Source organism: Streptomyces sp. NPDC104106 (genome assembly GCF_055584345.1).
Map to the genome: position 1 here is coordinate 19,645 of NZ_JBVJMF010000021.1, position 17,568 is coordinate 37,212.

Below are 17,568 nucleotides of genomic sequence, written 5' to 3' on the forward strand. Positions count from 1 at the left end.
AAGGCCGGTCGGCCCCGGAGCGCAGGGAGCGCGCTCCGGGGCCGACGGCTTGTCGCGCACGCCCCCTCAGGGGGCGTGCGTCACTTGTTGATGCAGGTGTTGCCGAAGGCGGGGTTCAGGAGCCCGATCACGTTGATCGTGTTGCCGCACACGTTCACCGGGACGTGGATGGGCACCTGGACGACGTTGCCGGAGACGACACCCGGGGAGTGCACGGCGGCACCCTGAGCACCGGAGTCGGCGACAGCCAGGCCCGCGCCCGCGAGAACCAGCCCACCGGTGGCAGCCGCAGCAGCGACGACCTTCTTGATCATTACTTCCTCCTCGTTGGCAATGCGATCCCAAGGTGCGGGGATCACGTCAGCTGTAACGAGGAGGGAGTAATGGAGCTACGAGCTTATGGTCCGATTCACTCTTCTCAGTCGGTGTCGTACGCGCGCCCGATTACTCCAGGGCAAAGCGTCACGACGCGTCGATGAAGCGGTCCAGCACCCGCACGCCGAACTGCAGGCCGTCGACCGGCACCCGCTCGTCCACGCCGTGGAACATGCCGGCGAAGTCCAGCTCCGGCGGGAGCTTCAGCGGGGCGAAGCCGAAGCCGCGGATGCCGAGGTCGTCGAAGGACTTGGCGTCGGTACCGCCGGAGAGCATGTAGGGGATGGCCTTGGCGGTGGGGTCCTCGGCGAGCAGCGCGGACTGCATGGCCTCCACGAGGGCCCCGTCGAAGCCGGTCTCGACGGCCTTGTCGGCGTGCACGTCCTCGCGCCGGACGTTCGGGCCGAGCAGCCGGTCGATGTCGCCGAGGAACTCCTCCTCGTAGCCGGGCAGGAACCGTCCGTCGATGTGCGCGGTGGCCTCGCCAGGGATGACGTTGACCTTGTAACCGGCGTTGAGCTGCGTGGGGTTGGCCGTGTTGCTGAGGGTCGCGCCGATCAGCTTGGCGATGCCGCCGAGCTTGGCGAGGGTGGCCTCCATGTTCTCCGGGTCCAGCTCGGTGCCGAGCGCGTCGCCCAGCTCGTCGAGGAAGGCCCGGGTGGTCTTGGTGACCCGCACGGGGAAGGTGTGCCGGCCGACCCGGGCGACGGCCTCGGACAGCTCGGTGATGGCGTTGTCCCGGTGGATCATGGAGCCGTGCCCGGCGGTGCCGGCCACGGTCAGCTTCATCCAGTGCATGCCCTTCTCGGCCGTCTGGATCAGGTACAGCCGCCGCTGCTCGTCCACGGTGAAGGAGAAGCCGCCGACCTCGCTGATGGCCTCGGTGACGCCCTCGAAGAGGTCCGGGTGGTGGTCGACCAGGTAGCGGGCGCCGTAGGTGCCGCCCGCCTCCTCGTCCGCGAGGAAGGCGACGACGACGTCGCGTGGCGGCCGGCGTCCGCTCCTGAGCCGGTCGCGCACGACCGCGAGGGTCATCGCGTCCATGTCCTTCATGTCGACGGCCCCGCGCCCCCACACGCACCCGTCGGTGACCTCGCCCGAGAACGGGTGGTGGGTCCAGTCGTCGGCGTTGGCCGGTACCACGTCGAGGTGGCCGTGGATCAGCAGCGCGGGCCGGGACGGGTCCTCGCCCTCGATCCGGGCCACCGTCGAGGCGCGGCCCGGGTGCGACTCGTAGATCTTCGGCTCCAGCCCGACCTCGGCGAGCTTCTCGGCGACCCATTCGGCGGCCGCCCGCTCGCCCGGACCCGAGTGGTCGCCGTAGTTGCTGGTGTCGAACCGGATCAGCTCGCGGCAGAGGTCCACGACCTCGTCCTCGCCGGTGACGCTCCTGGCCGTGTCCGTCTCGCTCACGTGCTTCCTCCCGCTGTCACTGCTGGTGGGTCCCCCTCATCCTCTCTCCGGCCCGGCCCGCGGCCCAAGACCGGTCCCGGCCCGTCACACGCCGTTCATGCGGGACGTCCCCCGGGCCGGGGGGTGATCAGCCACCTCCGAAAGCCTGGTAATGTTTGCTTCGTCGCCGCGAGGGAAAGCCCGCCGAAAGGGTCCCCCGCACGACAGACACCTTGTCCGGGTGGCGGAATGGCAGACGCGCTAGCTTGAGGTGCTAGTGCCCTTTATCGGGCGTGGGGGTTCAAGTCCCCCCTCGGACACCAGTTGGGGCCCCTGCTCATGCGGGGGCCCTTTCGTTTGCCCGCCGAGCAGGGACTCTCGCCCCAACTACCCCTGAATGTCCGCTCCTTGGCGGTGTGTGGGGCATGTCTCGTGCGGGACGGAGAACGGCAGCTCAGCCGCCTCGGGGCCGCCGCCCTCCGCCCGCCGACGCGGCCCTGCCGAGTGGCCGGACCCGAGGGCGGGACCTAGCGTCGTACTAAAATTTCCGGCTTGTGACTTCAGCCGGCCCGACGTGAGGACCCGATGGCAGCGATAGACGAGAGCGGTGCTCTCGGCCTGCTCGACGAAGAGATCCGCACGGAGTCCGGCGACCGGGCCCGCTTCCCGGCGGGGCCCGCCGCCTCGCCGCGGACCCTGGTCGACGTCTTCGAGGCGACCGTGCGGGCCCACCCGGACGAGCCGGCCCTGGACGACGGTACGGCGTGTCTGACCTATCGAGCGCTGGCCGTCGAGGTCGAGCGGCTCAGGCGGCGGCTCGCCGGGCACGGGGTCGGGCGCGGGGACCGGGTCGGGGTGCGGGTGCCCTCCGGGACCAACGAGCTGTACGTCGCGATTCTCGCCGTCCTGGCCGCCGGCGCCGCCTATGTGCCCGTGGACGCCGAGGATCCGGACGAGCGGGCCGAGTTGGTGTTCGGCGAGGCCGACGTGCGGGCCGTCGTCGGGGGCGGGCACACCGTCTGCGGGCGGGGCGGCGCCGGAGTACCCGCGGCGCCGCCGGGCACCGGGGACGACGCGTGGATCATCTTCACCTCCGGGTCCACCGGGAAACCCAAGGGCGTCGCCGTCACGCACCGCAGCGCCGCCGCGTTCGTCGACGCCGAGGCGGCCCTCTTCCTCACCGAGGAGCCGATCGGGCCCGGGGACCGGGTGATGGCCGGGCTGTCCGTCGCCTTCGACGCCTCCTGCGAGGAGATGTGGCTGGCCTGGCGATACGGCGCCTGTCTGGTGCCGGTGCCCCGCTCGCAGGTCAGGAGCGGTGCCGATCTCGGGCCGTGGCTGGTCGAGCAGGAGATCACGGTGGTGTCCACCGTACCGACGCTGGCGGCGCTGTGGGAGCCCGAGACCCTGAACGACGTACGCCTGCTGATCTTCGGCGGCGAGGCCTGCCCGCCGGAGCTGGCGCAGCGGCTGGTCACCGAGGGGCGCGAGGTGTGGAACACCTACGGGCCGACCGAGGCGACCGTCGTGGCCTGTGCCGCGCTGCTGACCGGTGCGGAGCCGATCCGGATCGGGCTGCCGTTGAACGGGTGGGAGCTGGCCGTCGTCGACGACGCCGGGGAGCCCGTGGCCATGGGCGGCAGCGGCGAGCTGGTGATCGGCGGGGTCGGGCTCGCCAGGTATCTCGACGCCGGAAAGGACGCGGAGAAGTACGCGCCGCTGGAATCCCTCGGCTGGGAACGGGCCTATCGCAGCGGTGACCTGGTCCGGGCCGAGCCCGAGGGGCTGGTCTTCCTCGGCCGGGCGGACGAGCAGATCAAGCTCGGCGGCCGGCGCATCGAGCTGGGCGAGGTGGATGCCGCGCTCCAGGCACTGCCCGGGGTCGCCGGGGCCGCCGCCGCCGTGCGCACCGCCCGCAGCGGCAACCAGCTCCTCGTCGGATACGTGGTCACCCAGGACGGCTGGGACCGGACGGCCGCCGTCGAGAAGCTGCGCGCCGAGCTGCCCGCCGCGCTCGTACCGCTGCTCGCGCCGGTCGCCGAGCTGCCGACCCGCACGTCCGGGAAGGTGGACAGGAACGCCCTGCCCTGGCCGCTGGAGGGTGTCGAGACGCCCAGGGCCGAGCTGTACGGCACCGAGGCGTGGCTCGCCGAGCAGTGGGCCGAGGTGCTGGGCGTCCCGGTGACCGGTGCCTTCGACGACTTCTTCGCGATCGGCGGCGGGAGTCTCGCCGCCGCCCAGCTCACCACCCGGCTGCGCACCCGCTACCCGAGCGCCGCCGTCCTCGACATCTACCAGCAGCCGACCCTGCGCAAGCTGGCCCGGCGGCTGGAGGAGTCGGCGCAGGACGACGGCGGCACGCGCACGGTCGCACCGGTTCCCGTCCGCGCCCAGGCCGTCCAGCTTCTGTTGCTGCTCCCGCTGTTCACGCTGCTCGGGCTGCGCTGGGCGCTGGTCCTGGCCGCGGCCGGGAACCTGCTGCCCGGGTACGCCTGGCTGCCGACCGCCCCCTGGTGGCTGGTCGTGGCCGGCGCGCTGGTGTTCTTCACCCCGCCCGGTCGGATCGCGCTCGCGGCGGGCGGGGCGCGGCTGCTGCTGCGGGGTCTTCAGCCCGGCCGGTATCCGCGCGGCGGGAGCGTGCACCTGCGGCTGTGGACGGCCGAGCGGCTGGCCGAGTTCAGCGGGGCGACCACGCTGACCGGCTCCTGGCTGGAGCGGTACGCGCGGGCGCTGGGCGCCAAGGTGGGCCAGGACGTGGACCTGCACTCGCTGCCGCCGGTCACCGGCCTGCTCAAGCTGGGCCGGGGCGCGGCCGTGGAGTCGGAGGTGGATCTGTCGGGGTACTGGCTGGACGGCGACCGGCTGGTGGTCGGCGCGGTCAAGGTCGGCGCGCACGCCACCGTCGGCACGCGCAGCGTGCTCTTCCCCGGCGCCCGGGTCGGCAAGCGGGCCGAGGTGGCCCCCGGCTCGGCGGTCGGCGGGCAGGTCCCGACCGGCCAGCGCTGGGCGGGCGCGCCCGCGGTCAAGCTGGGCAAGGCCAAGCGCAACTGGCCGAAGGAGCGGCCGCGGCGGGGCACGTGCTGGCGGGTGATGTACGGCGTGACCGGGCTCGCGCTGAGCGCCCTGCCGCTGGTGGCGGGCGTGGCCGCGCTGCTTTCGGCCCGGCTCTTCGTGGCGCCCGGCGCGTCAGCGGGCCAGGCCCTGCGCGGGGCGGCGCTCGGGCTGGTGCCGGCCACGCTGGCGTACGGGCTGGTGTTCGCGCTGCTGATCCTGGTCGCCGTGCGGACGCTGAGCCTGGGGCTGCGGGAGGGCACGCATCCGACGCACGGCCGGGTCGGCTGGCAGGCATGGACCGTGACGCAGCTGATGGACCGCTCCCGCGAGACGCTGTTCCCGCTGTACGCGGGGCTGGTCACGCCGGTGTGGCTGCGGCTGCTGGGGATGCGGATCGGACGCGGGGCGGAGGTGTCGACGGTGCTCGCGCTGCCGAGCCTGACCACCGTCGGCGACGGGGCGTTCCTCGCCGACGACACGCTGACCGCGCCGTACGAGCTGGGCGGCGGCTGGATGCGGATCGGGCGCGCGGAGATCGGGCGGCGGGCGTTCCTCGGGAACTCGGGGATGACCGCGCCGGGGCGCAGCGTGCCGGACGGGGGCCTGGTCGGGGTGCTGTCCGCGACGCCGAAGAAGGCGAAGAAGGGCAGCTCGTACCTGGGGCTGCCGCCGGTGAAGCTGCCCCGGGCCGCCGCCGGCGGGGACCAGAGCCGCACCTACGAGCCGCCCGCCCGGCTGCTGTGGGCGCGGGCCCTGGTGGAGGTGTGCCGGGTCGTGCCGGTGCTGTGCTCGGCGGCGCTGGCGGTGGCGACGGCGGCGGCGCTGTGTGCGCTGGGTCCGTGGGCCTGGGCGCTGTCGGGGCCGGTGCTGCTGGGGGCCGGCGGCGTCGCGGCGCTGGTGTCGGTCGTGGCGAAGTGGCTGCTCGTGGGCCGGCACCGGGCCGGGGAGCATCCGCTGTGGAGTTCCTTCGTGTGGCGCGACGAGCTGGCGGACACGTTCGTCGAGGTGCTGGCGGTGCCGTGGCTGGCCGGGGCCGTGCCGGGGACGCCGGTGATGACGGCGTGGCTGCGCGGGCTCGGGGCCCGCGTCGGGCGGGGCGTGTGGGTGGAGAGCTACTGGCTGCCGGAGGCGGACCTGGTGACGCTGGAGGACGCCGCCACCGTCAACCGCGGCTGTGTGCTGCAGACCCACCTCTTCCACGACCGGATCTTGCGGACGGATACTGTGGTCCTCCGTGAGGGCGCCACACTGGGCCCTGGCGGGATCGTGCTGCCCGGCAGCACGGTCGGGGCCCGTACGACCCTGGGTCCCGCGTCGCTCGTCATGGCCGCGGAGTCCGTCCCGGACGACACCCGCTGGCTCGGCAACCCGATCGAGGCATGGCGTCCGTGAGCGCGGGCCGCCCGGGTCCGGCGGCGGCACCCCGTGGTGGCACAGCGCAGGGAGCGGACACAGCAGTGGCAGTTCAGCAGCAGGCCGGGCCGGACCCGTACTTCCCGGACAACGGTGACCCCCGCTACCGGGTGCACCGCTACGAGCTGGCGCTGGACTACCGGCCGGGCCCGAACCGGCTGTCCGGCACGGCCCGGATCAACGCGATCGGGGGCCGGGCGCCGCTCACCGAGTTCCAGCTGAACCTGGCGGACTTCCGGATCGGACGGATCCGGGTGGACGGCCGGCAGCCGCACTACACGCACCGCGGCGGCAGGCTGCGGGTGAAGCCGGTCAAGCCGGTCCGCGCCGGGGCCGCGTTCACCGTCGAGGTGCACTGGTCCGGCAACCCCCGGCCGGTGGCGAGCCCGTACGGCGGGATCGGCTTCGAGGAGCTGGGGGACGGCGCGCTGGTGGCGAGCCAGCCGGTCGGGGCGCCGTCCTGGTACCCGTGCAACGACCGGCCCGCCGACAAGGCGTCCTACCTGATCTCGGTCACCGCGCCGTCGCCGTACGCGGTGGTCACGGGCGGGCGCCTGCTGACCCGGACGACGAAGGCGTCCACGACCACCTGGGTGTACGAGCAGTCCGCGCCCACCTCCAGCTATCTCGTCGGCCTCGCGATCGGCAGGCTCCAGACGGTGCTGCTGGGTGATCCGGGGCCGGGCGGGGTGCCGCAGCACGGGCACATCCCGGCGCACCTGCTCCCCCAGTTCTCCCGGGACTTCGCTCGGCAGCCCGCGATGATGGAGCTGTTCCAGGAGCTGTTCGGACCGTACCCCTTCGACAGCTACGCGGTCGCGGTGACCGAGGAGGAGCTGGACGTGCCGGTCGAGGCACAGGGGTTGTCGCTGTTCGGCTCCAACCACGTGGACGGCGCCCGGGGTTCGGAGCGGCTGGTGGCGCACGAGCTGGCGCACCAGTGGTTCGGCAACTGCGTGTCCGTCGCCGACTGGCGGCAGATCTGGCTGAACGAGGGCTTCGCCAAGTACGCCGAGTGGCTGTGGTCGGAAGCGTCGGGCGGCCGGAGCGCGCGGCAACTGGCCGCCGCCGCGCACCGGTTGCTGGCGACGCTGCCGCAGGACCTGCGGCTGGCCGATCCGGGGCGCGGGCAGATGTTCGACGACCGGCTCTACGAGCGCGGCGGTCTCACCCTGCACGCGGTGCGCTGCGCGCTGGGCGACGAGGCGTTCTTCCGCATGCTGCGCGAGTGGGTGCGGCTGCACCGGGGCGGCACGGTGACGACGGCGGTGTTCGCCGAGCACGTGGCCCGGTTCGCGGACGAGCCGACTGCCCCCCTGTTCGAGGCGTGGGTGTACGGGACGCGGCTGCCGGCGCTGCCGGTGCTCGGGGGCACTCCCTAGACTGGGGAGGGTGGCCCGGCCCAACGAGGAGGTCGAGGCGCTCCTGCGGGAGTACGCGGACCTCATCGCGATCACGGGAGGCGACGCCTTCAAGGCGCGCGCCTACGAGAAGGCCGCGCGTGCCGTCGGCGGGTTCCCGGCCGACATCGCGAAGCTGGACGAGGCGGGACTGCGGGAGATCCCGAACGTGGGCCGGTCGATCGCCGACAAGGTGATCGAGTACCTGCGCACGGGCCGGATGGCGGTGGTCGAGGAGCGCCGGGCGAAGATCCCCGCCGGGGTGCGGGAGCTGATCTCGATCCCCGGTCTGGGCCCGAAGAAGGCGCTGCGACTGTACGAGGACCTGCACATCGCGTCGGTGGCCGAGCTGGCCTCGGCGATCGAGGCGGACGCGCTGGCGGATCTGAAGGGCTTCGGCGAGCGGACGCAGGAGAACATCCGGCACGGCATCGAGCTGCTCCAGCAGGCCGGTGCCCGGGTGCCGCTGTCGCTGGCCCTGGAGACCGCCGAGGAGATCGTCGCCGAGCTGACCGGGCTGACCGGGTGCACGCGGTGCGCGTACGCCGGTTCGCTGCGCCGGATGCGGGAGACCGTCGGTGACCTGGACGTGCTGGTCGCGGCGAAGCGGTCGGAGCCGTTCATGGCGGCGCTGTGCGAACTGCCGGCCACGGCGGAGGTGATCGCCCGGGGCACCAAGAAGACGTCGGTGCGCACTGCCAAGGGGCTCCAGGTGGACCTGCGGGTGGTGCCGCCGCAGTCGTGGGGCGCGGCGCTGCAGTACTTCACCGGTGCCAAGGCGCACAACATCCGTACCCGGACCATCGCCGTGCACCAGGGGCTGAAGCTGTCCGAGTACGGCCTGTTCGACGCCGGGAGCGGGCAGTCGCTGGCCTCCCGCACCGAGGAGGAGGTGTACGCCCGGCTGGGGCTGCCCTGGATCCCGCCGACGCTGCGGGAGGACCGGGGGGAGATCGAGGCGGCGCTGCACGGCGAGCTGCCGGCGGTGGTGACCGAGAAGGACGTCCGGGGCGACCTGCACACCCACACCGACCTCACCGACGGTCTGGCCCCGCTGGAGGAGATGGTGGCGGCGGCCGCGCGGCGGGGCCACCGGTACTACGCGGTCACGGACCACGCTCCCCACCTGTACATGCAGCGCATGACCGACGAGAAGATCCTCGCCCAGCGGGAGCGGCTGCGGGAGCTGGACGGCGCTCACGGCAGGATGCGGCTGCTGCACGGCACCGAGCTGAACATCGGCCCGGACGGCGAGGTGGACTGGCCGGACGACTTCCTGGCGGGCTTCGACCTGTGCGTGGCCTCGCTGCACTCGCACTTCGACCTGGACCGCGCGGCGATGACGAAGCGGCTGGTGCGGGCCTGCGAGAACCCGTACGTCAACATCCTGGGGCATCCCACGACCCGGCTGATCGGCCGGCGGCCCGGGGTCGACGCCGACTGGGACGCGGTGTTCGCGGCCTGCGCGCGCACGGGAACGGCGTTGGAGGTCAACGCCCAGCCGGACCGGCTGGACCTGCGCGACGAGGACATCCTGCGCGCGCGGGAGCACGGGGTGCGGTTCGCCGTGAACACCGACGCGCACGCCGTCCCGCATCTCGCGCACCTGCGCTACGGCGTCGGTACCGCGCAGCGCGGCTGGCTGACCCCGGACGACGTGATCAACACCTGGCCGCTGACCCGGCTGCGCGCGTTCCTCCGCAAGGGCCGGTGACAGGCCTCACTCCCGGTCCAGCCACAGCGGCGCCGGGCCCTCGATCTCGTCCGCGCCCACGGCCCTGATGTCCCCGTCGGCGGCGCGCAGCAGGATCCGGCCCATGGCGATGAGGGCCCGCCCGGCCGCGAGTTCGTCGCCGATCTCCGGTACGTCGGGGTCGTACGGACTGCGCCGGGCCTCGGCGCGGCTCTCCAGCACGTTGTCCCCGGTGTCCAGCACGATCCGGGCGGTGGTGTCCGGGTCGTGCTCGGACAGGTACACGTTCAGCCGCCATTCCTTGACTTCCGCAGGACGGCCGCGCAGGGGATCGGTCATCGTCCGTCTCGCCTCCCGGTACCGCGATGCCCTTCCACTGTGCACCCGGCCGGCGGCGGGCGCCTCTCCTCCGCCGGGCAGAATGGGGCCCATGACCTCGCGCGCCTGCCCCTGCGGACTCCCCCAGCCCTACGAGGCCTGCTGCGGCCGTTTCCACACCGGTGCGGCGAGCGCGCCGACCGCCGAGGCGCTGATGCGCTCGCGCTACAGCGCGTTCGTCACGGGGGACGCGGGGTATCTGCTGCGCACGTGGCATCCGCGGACCCGGCCGGAGCGGCTGGAGCTGGACCGGCGGATGCGGTGGACGGGGCTGGAGATCCTGGACGGCACCGACGGGTCCGCGTTCCACGCGACGGGCATGGTGACCTTCCGCGCCTCCTACCGGGGCGGTTCGCTGCACGAGCGCAGCCGGTTCGAGCGGGTCGGCGGAGCGTGGGTGTACGTCGACGGGGAGTTCCTGGACTGAGGGCGCGTCAGGGCGCCAGGATGTCCAGTTCCTGGAGGGCGCCCACGGTGATCTGACGGGTCAGTTCCTCGGCGCGGGCGGCGTCGCCGGCGCGGACCGCCTCGGCCACCCGCACGTGCAGGGTGACGGCGGCCGGGTCGGGGTCCTCGAACATGACCTCGTGGTGGGTGCGGCCGGCCAGCACCTCGGCGACGACGTCGCCGAGCCGGGCGAACATCTCGTTGCCGGAGGCGGTGAGGATGACGCGGTGGAAGGCCACGTCGTGGATCAGGTACTGCTCCAGCTTGTGGCCGCGTGAGTTGGCCACCATGCCGAGCGCGCACTCGGTGAGTTCGGCGCACTGCCCGGCCGTCGCGTGCCGTGCGGCGAGGCCGGCCGCGACCGGCTCGACCGCGGAGCGCAGCACGGTCAGCGAGCGCAGCTGGTGGGGGCGGTCGGCGCCGGCGAGGCGCCAGCGGATGACCTGCGGGTCGTAGACGTTCCACTCGCACTTGGGGCGGACGGTCACGCCCACCCGGCGGCGGGACTCGACCAGGTGCATCGATTCGAGCACGCGCACCGCTTCACGCATCACCGAGCGTGACACCTCGAAGTGCTGGGCGAGTTCGTCGGTCCGCAGGACGCTGCCCGGAGGGTACTCGCCCGCTGTGATCGCGGGGCCGAGGGTGTCCAGTACACGGCCGTGCAGCCCCCGGCCCGGTGTGCTCATGCACTCAGCGTACGGCGTGGATCACCGAGGGAAAAAGTCAGACTTATATGTCACAGACTCTTGAATTAGTCGTACCTAATGGGTTTCAGTGTGGCGACGCCGATGTGGCGTCGGATGTCGAGGAAGACAGCGAGGCAGTGATGCGTACCCCCCAGGTCGTCGTCGTGATGGGCGTCGCGGGGACGGGCAAGACCACGATCGGTCCCTTGCTCGCCGCGCGGCTGGGCGTCCCGTACGCCGAGGGCGACGACTTCCATCCGCCGGCCAACATCGCCAGGATGTCGGCCGGGATCCCGCTGGACGACGCCGACCGGTGGCCGTGGCTGGACGCCATCGGGCACTGGGCGCACGGGCGGGCCGGACTGGGCGGGGTGGTCAGCAGCTCGGCGCTGAAGCGGTCCTACCGCGACCGGCTCAGGGCCGCCGCCCCCGGGATCGTGTTCGTGCACCTCACGGGCGACCGGAAGCTGATCGAGGACCGGATGACGCAGCGGCAGGGGCACTTCATGCCGACCGCGCTGCTGGACTCCCAGTTCGCCACGCTCCAGCCCCTGGAGCCGGACGAGTCCGGTGTCGCCGTCGACGTCAGCGGCAGCCCCGAGGAGATCGCCGAGCGCGCCGCACAGGCGCTGGCCGCGCTTCCCGCCGCCGCGTGACTCCCGCATCCGCGTTACCCCTCTCCCCCGTGGGACACCCCCGAACCGTCCCCGTAACCGCAAGGGAACCCCCGTGACCAGACTCAGCGTCGAGATGCTGGCAGCGGACGCGCCTCCGCCGATCACCTCCGCCGGACACCCCCAGCTGGGCTTGGCCGTCCTGGTGGGCATCGCCGTGATCGTCCTGCTCATCACCAAGTTCAGGCTCCACGCCTTCCTGGCGCTGACCATCGGGTCACTGGCGCTCGGGGCGGCCGCCGGGGCACCGCTCGACAAGGCGATCACCAGTTTCACCAGCGGTCTCGGCTCGACCGTGGCCGGCGTCGGCGTCCTGATCGCGCTCGGGGCGATCCTGGGCAAGCTGCTCGCCGACTCCGGCGGCGCCGACCAGATCGTGGACACGATCCTCGCGAAGGCGGGAGGGCGGGCGATGCCGTGGGCGATGGTGCTCATCGCCTCCGTGATCGGCCTGCCGCTGTTCTTCGAGGTCGGCATCGTGCTGCTGATCCCGGTCGTGCTCATGGTCGCCAAGCGCGGCAACTACTCCCTCATGCGCATCGGCGTCCCGGCCCTCGCCGGCCTGTCCGTGATGCACGGCCTGATCCCGCCGCACCCCGGCCCGCTGGTCGCGATCGACGCGGTCAAGGCCAACCTGGGCGTGACCCTGGCGCTCGGCATACTCGTCGCCGTCCCGACCGTGATCATCGCCGGTCCGCTCTTCTCGAAGGTCGCGGCCCGCTGGGTCGACGTCCAGGCGCCCGACCGCATGCTGCCGCAGCGCGCCTCGGACGAGTTGGAGCGCCGTCCCGGCTTCGGCGCGACGCTCGCCACCGTGCTGCTGCCCGTGGTGCTGATGCTGGCCAAGGCGCTGGTGGACATCGTCGTGGACAACCCGGCCAACCGCACCCAGCGTGTCTTCGACGTCATCGGCTCCCCGCTGATCGCGCTGCTCGCGGCCGTGATCGTGGGCTTCTTCACGCTGGGCCGGCCCGCCGGGTTCAGCAAGGACCGGCTGCAGCAGACGGTCGAGAAGGGCCTCATGCCGATCGCCGGCATCCTGCTGATCGTCGGCGCGGGGGGCGGCTTCAAGCAGACGCTGATCGACTCCGGCGTTGGCCGGATGATCCTGGACATCTCCAAGAGCTGGTCGATCCCGGCGCTGCTGCTGGCCTGGCTGATCGCGGTCGTGATCCGGCTGGCCACCGGCTCCGCGACGGTCGCGACGGTCTCGGCGGCGGGCCTGGCCGCTCCCCTCGCGGCGAACATGTCGACCACCCACACCGCCCTGCTGGTCCTCGCCATCGGCGCCGGCTCCCTCTTCTTCAGCCATGTCAACGACGCCGGCTTCTGGCTGGTGAAGGAGTACTTCGGGCTGGACGTCGGACAGACCGTCAAGACCTGGTCGGCGATGGAGACCATCCTCTCGGTCGTCGCCGGCGGCCTGGTCCTGCTGCTCTCACTGATCATCTAGGGGTACGGCGATGACGGCTCACCCGCTCTTCGACATCGGCGGCCGTACCGCGCTGGTCACGGGCTCCAGCCGGGGCATCGGCCTCGCGCTGGCCCGGGGCCTCGCCGAGGCCGGCTGCACGGTCGTGCTCAACGGACGCGACGGCGGCCGGCTCGCCGAGGCGGCGGCGGACCTGCCCGGGGACCGGATCCACACGGCGGTGTTCGACGTCACCGAGGGCGCCTCGGTGGCGGCCGGGATCGCGGACGTCGAGGAGCGGGTGGGCCCGCTCGACATCCTGGTGAACAACGCGGGCATGCAACTGCGCGCCCCGCTGCTGGAGTTCACCGACGCCGACTGGCACCGGATCCTGGACACCAACCTGACCAGCGCGTTCCTGGTCGGCCGGGAAGCCGCCCGGCGGATGACGGCACGCGGCCACGGCAAGATCATCAACATCTGCTCGCTGCAGAGCGAGGTCGTCCGCCCCGGCATCGCGCCGTACGCGGCGACCAAGGGCGCGCTGAAGATGCTCACCAAGGGCATGTGCGCGGACTGGGGGCCGCACGGCGTCCAGGTCAACGGGCTCGGCCCCGGCTACATCGAGACCGAGCTGACCGGCCCCCTGGTGGCGGACGAGGAGTTCAGCGCGTGGGTGCGCCGCCGCACCCCGGCCGGCCGCTGGGGCCGCACCGAGGACCTCGTCGGCGGCCTCCTCTTCCTCGCCTCGTCGGCCTCGGACTTCATGGGCGGCCAGATCCTGTACGTCGACGGCGGCATGACGAGCGTGCTCTGACACCTCCGACCTGATCCGAACCGAAAGGTCCGTGGCCATGCTGGGTTGTGTGATCCACGGCGCGGGCGACCTGCGGGTCGCGGAGCTCACCGCGCCCGTCCCCGGGCCCGGCGAGGCCCTGGTCGCCGTCCGCTACGGCGGTATCTGCGGCTCCGACCTGCACTACTGGCGGCACGGCGGGGTCGGCGACTTCCGGCTGCGCGAGCCGATGGTGCTCGGGCACGAGGTGGTGGGCACGGTGGTGTCCTACGGCGCCGGGGCCTCGGGCCCCGCACCGGGTACGGCGGTCGCCGTCCACCCCGCCACCCCGTGCGGGCGCTGCCCGGAGTGCGCCGGTGGCCGCGCGAACCTCTGCCGCGACACCCGGTACCTGGGCAGCGCGGCCCGCTTCCCGCACGTCCAGGGCGCCTTCGCCGGGCACATCGCCGTACCCGCGGGGCAGTTGAGGGCGCTGCCGGACGGTCTCGCGCCGCGCCGGGCCGCGCTCGCCGAGCCGCTGTCGGTGGCGCTGCACGCGGTGCGGCGGGCCGGGGACGTCTTTGGCCGGCATGTGCTGGTGACCGGGGCCGGGCCGATCGGGTGCCTGGTGGTCGCGGCGGCGAAGGCGGCCGGGGCGGCGCGGGTGACGGTGACCGACCTGGTGCCGCGGGCGCTGCGGTACGCGGCCGGCGCCGGGGCCGACGCCCTCGTGCGCGCCGACGACCCGGACGACGCCGGGTGGCCCGAGGAGGTGGACGTGGCCGTCGAGGCCTCGGGCGTCGCGGCCGGGCTCGACACCTGCCTGCGGCGCGTACGGCGCGGTGGGGTGGTCGTCCAGCTCGGGATGCTGCCGCCGGGACAGAGCCCCTTCGCCGGGAACCTGCTGGTCAGCCGGGAGATCGAGCTGCGGGGGGCGTTCCGGTTCGGCGCGGAGTTCGACGACGCGCTGCGCCTGCTGGCCGGGCGCGGTCAGTTCGACGGGCTGATCAGCCGGGTGGTTCCGGTGCGGGACGCCGCCGCCGGGTTCGAGCTGGCCGCCGATCGCGGACGGTCCTGCAAGGTCCTGCTGGAGTTCTGAACGGCTAGCCCCGCCACAGCGGATGCTCCCGTTTCGCCCACTGGCTGCTCACCGTTCCCGTGCGCAGGCCCCGTCGCGCCTCCGGGTCGCCCAGGGCCATGCCGATGTGGCCCGCCAGGACCACGCCGATCGTCAGGGCCAGCCAGTCGTGGACGAAGGTCGCCGAGGTGCGCCACATCAGCGGGGCGAGGTGGGTGAACCACATCAGCAGGCCGGTGCCCAGCATGACCAGCGTGGCGCCGGCGATCCAGGCCGCGTAGATCTTCTGCCCGGCGTTGAACTTGCCGGCCGGGCGGGAGCCGTGGCGCTTGTCGCGGACCAGCGCGGCCCGCAGCCACACCTTGTCGTGCGGGCCGAAGCGGTTGAGGAACCGCAGGTCGGCGCGGAAGGCTCGGGAGGCGAGGCCGAGCAGGACCGGTACGGGCAGGGCCAGACCGGCGCACTCGTGGACCCGGACGACCAGTTCGCGCCGGCCCACCATGACCGCCAGCTGCGGGATGTAGAGGATCGCCGCCGTCACCACGCACACGCCCATCAGCGCGGCCGTCGTCCGGTGCACCCAGCGCTCGGCCGGGCTGAAGCGGCGGATCCGCGCGGCCGGCGGGGCCGGGGTGTCAGCTCGTAGGCTCATCGGTCCGTCCGTTCGACTTGCCGACCCAGGCGTCGACGTCGTAGCCGAGGCGCTCCCAGTAGCCGGGCTGGACATGGTCGGTGACCGTGATGCCGGAGAGCCACTTGGCGGACTTGTAGAAGTACATGGGGGCGACGTAGAGGCGGACCGGTCCGCCGTGGTCGTGGCCGATGTCCTTGTCCTGCATGCGCAGCGCCACCAGGACGTCCGGGCGGCGGGCCTGGTCGAGGGTGAGGCTCTCGGTGTAGGTGCCGTCGAAGCAGGTGAAGCGGATCGCCCGGGCCGAGGAGCGGACCCCGGCCGCGTCCAGCAGGGAGGAGAGGCGGACGCCCTCGAAGGGGGTGCCCGGCACCCGCCAGCCGGTGACGCACTGGACGTCCTTGACCACCCGGGTCTGCGGCAGGGCGCGCAGGTCCGCGAGGCCGTAGGCGCGGGGGCGGTCGACCAGGCCGTCGACGGTCAGCCGGTAGTCCGTGGCGATCCTGTTCGGCACCGACGCGGCCACGGAGTAGTAGCGGAAGCCGCCGCCGTTGGGCAGCAGGCCGGTCAGCCCCGTGGGGTCCTGGCCGGCGATGCCCTCCAGGCCGCGCTGGAGCGTGGGCGCGGCGACCACGCCGAGCACGCCCAGGCCGAGGGTGCCGAGGAAGACCCGGCGGCCGACGGGGGTGCCGGCCCGCTCGCCGTGCTGTTCCTCGGACGGTTCGGATTTCACGTTCCCATTCGAGCACTGGGAGCTGTGCGGAACCAGGGACCCGGGTCACCGGTCAGACTTTCGTCATCTCTTCTTACGTACGTCACACGAAGCCGTACGGCTCAGCGCACCGTGCCGTTCAGCGCGCGGGCGCGGGCCTCGCGGAAGGAGCCGCGCGGGTCACGGCGGGCGTAGCACCAGGGGGCGGGGGTGGCGTGCCGTCCGATGCGCCGGAACAGGGCCGCCGCCTCGGCGTGCCGCCCGGCGCAGGACAGCGCGAACGCGAGGTGGTTGAGGTCGACGTGCCGGCGGGGGTGTTCGTCGTGCTCCCACTCCAGCCACCAGTCGAAGCAGGCCCTGAGGATCCGGCGGGCCCGGGGGCCGGACCAGTGCCCGCAGGCGGCGGGGTCGGCGGGGGCCAGGCCGGTGGCGGCGAGGACGCGGTAGCGCTCGGTGTAGGCGACGACCGGCAGGACCGCGAGCGGGGAGTCGGCCGGGGCCCTCGCGGCGGTCAGTTCGGCCAGGTCGTAGACCTCGTGGGTCTCGGCGCCCCGGCCGCCCGCGGGCCGTTCGGCGAGCCGGGCGAGGAGCAGGTGGTGGGCGTGGTGGTGCTCCGGGTGGCGGCGGCTCAGCTCGGCGAAGACGCCGAGCACCTCGCGTTCGGGGCCGAGGGCGCGGGCGAGCTGGAGCAGGCCGAGCCAGGGGGTGGGGTCGGCGGGGGCGAGCCCGGCGGCCGCGGTGCAGGCCTCGCGGGCCCGGTCGGGCTCCTCCTCGCCGCGCAGGGCGCGACGGACCAGGGCGAGGGCGGTCAGCGCGGCGGCGTCGGCGGAGCCGGGCTCGGCGCGTCGCCAGTCCCGGGCCCGGGCGAGGGCGCGGGGCTCGCGGGCGAGCACGGTGAGGCGGTGGCCCCGGCGGTCCCAGTCGTCGCCCGTGTGCAGCAGCAGGGAGCGGGCGGCCTGGTAGCGGCCCTGGGCCAACGCGGCGCGCGCGGCGCGCAGCCCGGCGTCGCCCAGGGCGTCGTCGTAGCCCCCCGGGCCGGGCGGGGCGCAGGCCTGCCGGGCGGCGCCGGACGGGTCCGTGGGGGCACGGCTCGCGCCGAGCAGAGGGGGAAGAGGGGGCACCGCGGAGCTTCCTGTTTCTCGGGCTGCCATCGACCGATCACGCACAGCAAACCCCCCGCCAAGGATCGCGTCAAGCGGAACGTTGGTGATACCCGCTTCAACTTCCGTTGACCCGGCGGTACTTGACGACCTCCGCGCAGGCGGGCCCGCGGTCGGCGGGGACGGGCGGCGCACGGCTGTGGTGTACGCCATGGCGTGAACGGGCGGGACCACGCAGCATGGCGAGCCGACCACCCGGGTGCGGGCACTTCCGGGTCAATACCGCCCCGGGGACGCTACAGTCGGCCATTACACGCCCGTGGTCCGGCCGGATGATCGAGGTACG

General features: G+C 73.3%; 15 protein-coding genes and 1 tRNA gene. 9 read left to right on the forward strand and 7 right to left on the reverse strand.

Annotated features, from left to right (window positions below):
* Positions 1–80 precede the first annotated feature (80 nt).
* Both chpH and ACZ60X_RS35390 read right to left on the reverse strand, forming a co-directional pair.
* Positions 81–314 carry a chaplin ChpH gene (gene chpH / locus ACZ60X_RS35385; RefSeq protein ID WP_469607552.1) on the reverse strand — a complete coding sequence of 78 codons (234 nt, stop codon included), beginning with the start codon at positions 312–314 and terminating at the stop codon, positions 81–83.
* A 148-nt stretch (positions 315–462) separates the two neighbouring features.
* A complete protein-coding gene (locus ACZ60X_RS35390; RefSeq protein WP_469607556.1) occupies positions 463–1,788 on the reverse strand; it encodes a M20/M25/M40 family metallo-hydrolase in 1,326 nt (441 codons plus the stop codon).
* 214 nt (positions 1,789–2,002) lie between these two features.
* Between ACZ60X_RS35390 and ACZ60X_RS35395 the strand changes: the two genes are divergently transcribed.
* The 4 genes from ACZ60X_RS35395 to polX all read left to right on the forward strand — a co-directional run bounded on the left by ACZ60X_RS35395 (position 2,003) and on the right by polX (position 9,348).
* Positions 2,003–2,090, forward strand: a tRNA-Leu gene (locus ACZ60X_RS35395).
* A 262-nt stretch (positions 2,091–2,352) separates the two neighbouring features.
* Positions 2,353–6,213, forward strand: a complete 3,861-nt coding sequence (locus ACZ60X_RS35400; protein ID WP_469607559.1) for a Pls/PosA family non-ribosomal peptide synthetase — start codon at positions 2,353–2,355, stop codon at positions 6,211–6,213.
* A 65-nt stretch (positions 6,214–6,278) separates the two neighbouring features.
* The gene (locus ACZ60X_RS35405) at positions 6,279–7,616 is read left to right on the forward strand and encodes a M1 family metallopeptidase (protein WP_469607562.1); all 1,338 of its coding nucleotides are present in this window, start codon (positions 6,279–6,281) and stop codon (positions 7,614–7,616) included.
* A 10-nt stretch (positions 7,617–7,626) separates the two neighbouring features.
* On the forward strand, positions 7,627–9,348 hold the full coding sequence (polX, locus tag ACZ60X_RS35410) for a DNA polymerase/3'-5' exonuclease PolX (protein ID WP_469607566.1): 1,722 nt from the start codon (positions 7,627–7,629) through the stop codon (positions 9,346–9,348).
* Between the two features lie 6 nt (positions 9,349–9,354).
* On the opposite strand, the gene ACZ60X_RS35415 is transcribed toward polX, so the two are convergent.
* Positions 9,355–9,666 carry a dsRBD fold-containing protein gene (locus ACZ60X_RS35415; RefSeq protein WP_469607568.1) on the reverse strand — a complete coding sequence of 104 codons (312 nt, stop codon included), beginning with the start codon at positions 9,664–9,666 and terminating at the stop codon, positions 9,355–9,357.
* A gap of 91 nt (positions 9,667–9,757) precedes the next feature.
* Between ACZ60X_RS35415 and ACZ60X_RS35420 the strand changes: the two genes are divergently transcribed.
* Positions 9,758–10,132, forward strand: coding sequence for a YchJ family protein (locus ACZ60X_RS35420; RefSeq protein ID WP_469607570.1), 375 nt, complete (start codon positions 9,758–9,760; stop codon positions 10,130–10,132).
* Between the two features lie 7 nt (positions 10,133–10,139).
* Here ACZ60X_RS35420 and ACZ60X_RS35425 read toward each other — a convergent pair whose 3' ends face one another.
* Complete coding sequence (locus ACZ60X_RS35425) at positions 10,140–10,841, reverse strand: FadR/GntR family transcriptional regulator (RefSeq protein WP_469607573.1); 702 nt, start codon at positions 10,839–10,841, stop codon at positions 10,140–10,142.
* A 140-nt stretch (positions 10,842–10,981) separates the two neighbouring features.
* On the opposite strand from ACZ60X_RS35425, the gene ACZ60X_RS35430 reads away from it, so the two are divergent.
* The 4 genes from ACZ60X_RS35430 to ACZ60X_RS35445 all read left to right on the forward strand — a co-directional run bounded on the left by ACZ60X_RS35430 (position 10,982) and on the right by ACZ60X_RS35445 (position 14,800).
* Positions 10,982–11,497 carry a gluconokinase gene (locus tag ACZ60X_RS35430; RefSeq protein WP_469607576.1) on the forward strand — a complete coding sequence of 172 codons (516 nt, stop codon included), beginning with the start codon at positions 10,982–10,984 and terminating at the stop codon, positions 11,495–11,497.
* Positions 11,498–11,570: 73 nt separating this feature from the next.
* On the forward strand, positions 11,571–12,968 hold the full coding sequence (locus tag ACZ60X_RS35435; RefSeq protein WP_469607579.1) for a GntT/GntP/DsdX family permease: 1,398 nt from the start codon (positions 11,571–11,573) through the stop codon (positions 12,966–12,968).
* Between the two features lie 10 nt (positions 12,969–12,978).
* The gene (locus ACZ60X_RS35440; protein ID WP_469607582.1) at positions 12,979–13,743 is read left to right on the forward strand and encodes an SDR family oxidoreductase; all 765 of its coding nucleotides are present in this window, start codon (positions 12,979–12,981) and stop codon (positions 13,741–13,743) included.
* A 37-nt stretch (positions 13,744–13,780) separates the two neighbouring features.
* The gene (locus ACZ60X_RS35445) at positions 13,781–14,800 is read left to right on the forward strand and encodes an L-idonate 5-dehydrogenase (protein WP_469607584.1); all 1,020 of its coding nucleotides are present in this window, start codon (positions 13,781–13,783) and stop codon (positions 14,798–14,800) included.
* Positions 14,801–14,804: 4 nt separating this feature from the next.
* Here ACZ60X_RS35445 and ACZ60X_RS35450 read toward each other — a convergent pair whose 3' ends face one another.
* From ACZ60X_RS35450 to ACZ60X_RS35460, 3 genes are all read right to left on the reverse strand, one after another.
* The gene (locus ACZ60X_RS35450; RefSeq protein WP_469607587.1) at positions 14,805–15,431 is read right to left on the reverse strand and encodes a cytochrome b/b6 domain-containing protein; all 627 of its coding nucleotides are present in this window, start codon (positions 15,429–15,431) and stop codon (positions 14,805–14,807) included.
* Positions 15,415–16,143 (reverse strand): molybdopterin-dependent oxidoreductase, encoded by a 729-nt coding sequence (locus tag ACZ60X_RS35455; RefSeq protein WP_469607590.1) that lies wholly within the window; start codon positions 16,141–16,143, stop codon positions 15,415–15,417. Before ACZ60X_RS35455 ends, ACZ60X_RS35450 begins: the two co-directional genes overlap by 17 nt.
* Positions 16,144–16,244: 101 nt before the next feature.
* Positions 16,245–17,243: a hypothetical protein gene (locus ACZ60X_RS35460; protein ID WP_469607592.1), complete on the reverse strand. Its 999-nt coding sequence runs from the start codon at positions 17,241–17,243 to the stop codon at positions 16,245–16,247.
* Positions 17,244–17,568 lie beyond the last annotated feature (325 nt).